This window comes from Herminiimonas sp. (assembly GCF_030645555.1).
Lineage (GTDB): Bacteria > Pseudomonadota > Gammaproteobacteria > Burkholderiales > Burkholderiaceae_D > Oxalicibacterium.
On record NZ_JAUSME010000141.1, the window covers coordinates 1 to 5,203 of the forward strand.

At 53.5% G+C, this 5,203-nt stretch carries 5 protein-coding genes, 1 tRNA gene and 1 pseudogene; 4 read left to right on the forward strand and 3 right to left on the reverse strand.

Going from position 1 to position 5,203, the window contains the following annotated elements:
- Positions 1 to 996 (reverse strand): annotated as a pseudogene (locus tag Q7T06_RS05745) (polyribonucleotide nucleotidyltransferase); the annotation flags it as partial.
- Between the two features lie 211 nt (positions 997 to 1,207).
- Positions 1,208 to 1,477, reverse strand: a complete 270-nt coding sequence (gene rpsO, locus Q7T06_RS05750) for a 30S ribosomal protein S15 (RefSeq protein WP_304781713.1) — start codon at positions 1,475 to 1,477, stop codon at positions 1,208 to 1,210.
- Positions 1,478 to 1,630: 153 nt separating this feature from the next.
- Here rpsO and bamE point away from each other — a divergent pair, with 153 nt between their 5' ends.
- Together bamE and Q7T06_RS05760 are read left to right on the forward strand one after the other, a co-directional pair.
- Positions 1,631 to 2,140, forward strand: a complete 510-nt coding sequence (gene bamE, locus Q7T06_RS05755) for an outer membrane protein assembly factor BamE (RefSeq protein ID WP_304781716.1) — start codon at positions 1,631 to 1,633, stop codon at positions 2,138 to 2,140.
- Positions 2,141 to 2,267: 127 nt separating this feature from the next.
- On the forward strand, positions 2,268 to 2,570 hold the full coding sequence (locus Q7T06_RS05760) for a hypothetical protein (protein ID WP_304781719.1): 303 nt from the start codon (positions 2,268 to 2,270) through the stop codon (positions 2,568 to 2,570).
- A gap of 141 nt (positions 2,571 to 2,711) precedes the next feature.
- Here the strand turns inward: Q7T06_RS05760 and Q7T06_RS05765 are convergent.
- Positions 2,712 to 2,788, reverse strand: a tRNA-Arg gene (locus Q7T06_RS05765).
- Positions 2,789 to 3,053: 265 nt separating this feature from the next.
- On the opposite strand from Q7T06_RS05765, the gene Q7T06_RS05770 reads away from it, so the two are divergent.
- Together Q7T06_RS05770 and Q7T06_RS05775 are read left to right on the forward strand one after the other, a co-directional pair.
- Positions 3,054 to 4,526 (forward strand): histidine kinase, encoded by a 1,473-nt coding sequence (locus Q7T06_RS05770; RefSeq protein WP_304781723.1) that lies wholly within the window; start codon positions 3,054 to 3,056, stop codon positions 4,524 to 4,526.
- 42 nt (positions 4,527 to 4,568) lie between these two features.
- Positions 4,569 to 5,203: response regulator transcription factor (locus Q7T06_RS05775; RefSeq protein WP_304781725.1), on the forward strand; the 635-nt coding region annotated here is incomplete at its 3' end.

Genomic DNA, 5,203 nt, shown 5'->3' on the forward strand with positions numbered 1-5,203 from the left:
GATCGGGCGCACGGTGCGGGTGTCGCGACCGTCGATGCGCGGCTCGCCTTCGAGGATCTGCGAACGGACGATCTTTGCTTCCAGGTCGAACATGATATTGCCGACTGCAGTGCTGTCGGCAGCGGGCGTGCCGCTGGCGGCAGCTTGCTCTGCAAGCCCGGCGCTGACAGCAGCCGAGACTTCTTTCAGGCGCGCGGTGCGTGCCTGCTTGTCCTTGACCTGATAAGCATCGCGCAGCTTGGCTTCAGCCAGTTGCGTGACAGCCGAAATCAGGGCTTCGTTGCGGGCTGGCGGCGCCCACTGGACTTCCGGCTTGCCACCGTCTCGCACCAGTTCATGGATCGCGTCGATCACGGCTTTCATTTGCTCGTGGCCGTAGACTACGGCACCCAGCATGACCTCTTCCGACAGCTCGCTGGCTTCCGATTCCACCATCAACACGGCTTGTTCGGTACCGGCGACGACCAGGTTGAGCTGCGACGTGGCCAGTTGGGCAACGGTAGGGTTCAGCAGGTACTGGCCGTCGACATAGCCGACGCGCGCCGCACCGATCGGGCCGTTGAAAGGAAGACCGGCGACGCACAAGGCGGCCGACGTTCCGATCATTGCCGCGATGTCAGGATCGATTTCCGGATTCACGGAGAGAACGTGCACGATGACCTGCACTTCGTTCATGTAACCCTCGGGGAACAGCGGGCGGATCGGACGATCGATCAGGCGCGATGTCAGGGTTTCCTTCTCGGAGGGACGTCCCTCGCGCTTGAAGAAACCACCCGGGATACGACCGGCAGCATAGGTTTTTTCTACATAATCCACGGTCAACGGGAAGAAATCCTGACCTGGTTTTGCATCTTTGCGAGCAACAACCGTTGCGAGTACGACCGTATCTTCGATCGAGACAAGTACGGCACCGGAAGCTTGACGGGCGATTTCGCCGGTTTCAAGCGTGACCGTATGTTGACCATACTGGAAAGTTTTAGTGACTTTATTAAACACGGTGTTCCTTTCTAATTTTACCGACAGATTTTCAGGCGCTGTCGTTCACCTCACCACAAACATCCCGCCAAGATGACGGTTTGCTTTATTACTTGCCTACACAATTACAAACGATACAAACGACTACAAACTGCCAAAAGACAAAATGCCCGCATCAGAGAACTGACGCAGGCATTTTTACTATGAAAGCCGGATAAAATAGCGCAACGAATTACTTGCGCAGACCGAGCTTTACAATCAGATCACGATAACGAGTTGCGTCTTTGCTTTTCAGGTAAGACAGCAGGCTCTTGCGACGGTTGACCATCATGATCAGACCGCGACGGGAATGGTGATCCTTCGAGTGTGCTTTGAAGTGACCATTGAGGTCATTGATACGAGCCGTCAGCAGTGCAACTTGCACTTCTGGTGATCCGGTATCATTTTGGCCACGTGCGTTATCGGCAACGATAGCTGCTTTGCTTGATTTTTCGAGAGACATGAGACTTACCTTTCACAGGCGATGCATAGAGTCTGAACCCCACACACCGTGAACAACGATTAAAAAGAACTGGTCAAATCGACCAGCCCCGGAGTATAGCGGAAATGATCAGGCGATTCAAACACTTAGCGCATTTATTTTAAGGTTGAAGATATGAAATATGGTCAAAAAGCAATCATGGCCGCCCTGCTGCTCATGCTCACCGCCTGCACAGTGCTGATGCCGGCGCCTCTTCCCATGGGATCAACTGAAGCAGAAGTCCTTGCCAGGCTGGGCCGCCCCACTGCACGCATTGCTGACGGCAACGAGCATCTGCTCGAATATGCGCACCATCCCTGGGGCCAGACTACCGACATGGCGCGCTTCAACCGCGACGGCAGGCTCATTTCATATGAGCAAGTTCTGACAACAGAGAAATTTGCCACCATCAAACCCGGCATTTCCAACAAGACAGATGTCTTGCGCACAGTCGGCCATCCTGCAGAAACTTCCTATCTGCCGCGCCAGCAACTCGAAGTATGGACCTACCCGTACAAGGAAGCCGGCGTGTGGAATTCAATGATGCATGTGCATTTCGACCATAACGGGGTCGTCAGAAAAATGGAGAATGCACAGGATTTGCGCTTTGAGCGGGATGGGCTGTTCGGCTTTTTCGGCAACTAGGATGCCCCGCTGCCCCAGTTAAGGCGCGCGACAAAAGACAGGCGCTTGTATTTCCATCTTTCTTACATCTTTTAAAAAGGAAGTCTGGCGTCTTGGCTGTATAGTGCGTGGCCCAACTGAGGAACGCATGAAGAAAATCACGATTATGTTACTGCTGGCTGCCAGCTCAACGACTTCCCATGCGTGGCCGGAACTGGATCGCCAATCCTATTGTGCAAACTATGGCGCGATGTTTCAAACCATAGCCGCATGGCGCGACCAGGGCTCCCAGCCAGACCACACGCTCGAGATGATCAGGGGACTCAAGGGCATTTCCGTGCAAGAAAAAAAAGATGCCATCAACACTGTCTACGTCGACCAGGCTTTTAGTGGCGCACGCGGCACGGCACTGGGCGACCGGATGCGGCAACGCTGCCTCGCGGAAAAATAGGAATCAGGCGCAGCGCCGGCACCTCAGCCTCGCCTGATTGATCAGGCAGGCAACTGGCAACCAGCCCACCCAGAAAATCGCGCCACAAAATGAAAAAGGGTCAGCGCTTGTGGCGCTAACCCTTTAGTACAACTTCAATGCTGGTGCGGCTGGCAGGAATCGAACCCACGACCCCTTGGTTCGTAGCCAAGTACTCTATCCAGCTGAGCTACAGCCGCGAAAGACAAAATTATAGCATGAGTGGAATTCATTTTGGAAGCCTATTCTGCGACTTTATTCAGGACTTTCATTTACAGGGGTGAAATGTCAGTGCGGCACGTACATCACTATCCATGTTTTGATCTGCACAGAATCGATTTTGCGAAAAAAACTTATGCTAAAGTCGCCGATAACTTTTGCGCGCACTAAATGACTGCTTAAAGACTGACGTTCGCAGCCGCATCAAATAACTGATCGGCCTTACACATTTGCGCCTTGCATCCCATGACCCCAGAAAAAAACATCATCAACCAGATGCGCGCCGAATGGCTACCCATCATCCTGCAGGGATCATTCAGCGAAATTTATGTATTGAACTGCGACACCCTGCATTTCGAGTACGTCAATCCGGCGGCTGCCAAAAATCTGCAATACAGCATCGCCGAACTGGTCGCGATGTCTCCGTCTGCCATCGCCACGCAGATGACGCACGAAGCATATACGCAATTTTTCCAGGGATTGCGCGACGGCAGTCAGGCATCCGCCGCCATCAATACTGTACATACACGCAAGGATGGCTCGACTTATCCGATTGAATTCCAGCTGTTTTATCTGGCATCGGATACGGCTCCTGCCATCATCGCCATCGGCAATGACGTCAGCTCCCGCGACAAATCAGACAAGGCGCTGCGTGCCAGCGAGTCGCGACTCAGCGCAATGGTATCGAATACACCGGGCCTGGTTTACCAGTTCCTGTTGCGCAGCGATGGGCAATTCTCGTTTCCTTATCTCAGCGACGGGTGCGAAGCGCTGCTGGGCATCTCGAGCGAAGCCTTGCGCGACGATCCGGCACTCTTTGTTGAACTGATCCTGCCGGAGGATAGGCCATCCTATCTGGATGCAATGAGGGTTTCCAATACACAGATGAGCAACTGGAACTGGGAAGGCCGCATCTGGATCGAGCGCTGGAAAGACGTGAAGTGGATCAATCTGCGCGCCACACCGCGCACGCTGGATGAAGATTGCGTGCAGTGGGAAGGCATCATGACCAATATCACGTCCAGCAAACTGGAACAGGAAGAAATCATCCGTTCGCGGGCGCAACTGGCGGAATTGTCGGCCCATATCGATACCGTCAAGGAAAAGGAGCGCACGCATATCGCGCGCGAAATCCATGATGATCTGGGCGGCAATCTGACTGCGATCAAGATGGCGCTGGCCCTGCTGACGCGACGCTTGCCGGGCAAGAATGCCGAGCTGGCTGAAAAAGCCGCGTATGTCGAATCGCTGGTCGATCGCACCATAGAAACCGTGCACAGGATCGCCGGCAATTTGCGGCCCGGCATACTGGACTTCGGCCTGGTTGCGGCCATCGACTGGCAAGCCAAGGAATTTGAAAAACAGGTTGGGATACCCTGCATCTTTTCGTCAAACAAGACGGATATCGAACTGGATATGGATCAAGCCACTGCGCTATTCCGCATTTTCCAGGAAGCGCTGACCAATATCGCCAAACATGCAAAAGCCAGCCTCGTCAACGTGCATCTGGTCCATACGCAGCAATATGTCAGGCTGGAGATTGTCGACAATGGCCTGGGCATCAAGGCTATCGACCGTACAAAATCGAAATCGTTTGGCATACGCGGCATGGTGGAGCGCTCGATCGCGATGGGAGGCAGCCTGTCTGTCAGTACCGCCCCAAAAGGTGGGACAATCGTTGCAATTAACGTACCGCTGCCCGCAACAACTCAGCACTAATACTATTAGCCTGGCGCTACGCAGATTCTATAAAGCAGAATAATGACAACAAAAAAAGTAATAAAAGTCTTGATTGCCGATGATCACGCCATTGTGCGCGAAGGCTTGAAACAGATTTTGGCGGATACCAAGGATATAGTCGTGGCCGGCCACGCCGAAAACGGCAATGAAGCCATCAAGCTATCGCGTGAAGACATCTGCGATGTGCTGCTGCTGGATATTTCCATGCCCGACCGCAGCGGTATAGAGGTACTCAAGCAGGTGAAAAAGGAATCCCCCCAGATTGCCGTACTGATGCTGTCCATGCATCGGGAAGATCAATATGCGATCCGCTCGCTCAAGGCAGGGGCTTCCGGCTATTTGAACAAGCAAAGCGCGCCCGCCGAACTGGTGAATGCGATACGCCAGGTCGCCAGCGGCCGAAAATACATCAGCGCGGCGCTGGCGCAGGAACTCGCCAACCAGATCAACGACAATCATGAAGTCCCCTTGCATGAAACGCTGTCCGATCGCGAATATCAAACCCTGACGATGATCGCATCCGGCAAAACCGTCAGCGATATCGCGGCCGAACTGGTTTTGTCAGTCAAGACCATCAGCATGTACAGGTCACGTTTGTTGCAAAAAATGAAACTTCGCCACAATGCCGAATTGACCCATTACGCGATCAAGAACCA

Coding starts and splice junctions, on each gene's coding strand:
- rpsO (WP_304781713.1), bottom strand. CDS start 1,477: ATGTCTCTCGAAAAATCAAGCAAAGCAGCTATCGTTGCCGATAACGCA.
- bamE (WP_304781716.1), top strand. CDS start 1,631: ATGAAATATGGTCAAAAAGCAATCATGGCCGCCCTGCTGCTCATGCTC.
- Q7T06_RS05760 (WP_304781719.1), top strand. CDS start 2,268: ATGAAGAAAATCACGATTATGTTACTGCTGGCTGCCAGCTCAACGACT.
- Q7T06_RS05770 (WP_304781723.1), top strand. CDS start 3,054: ATGACCCCAGAAAAAAACATCATCAACCAGATGCGCGCCGAATGGCTA.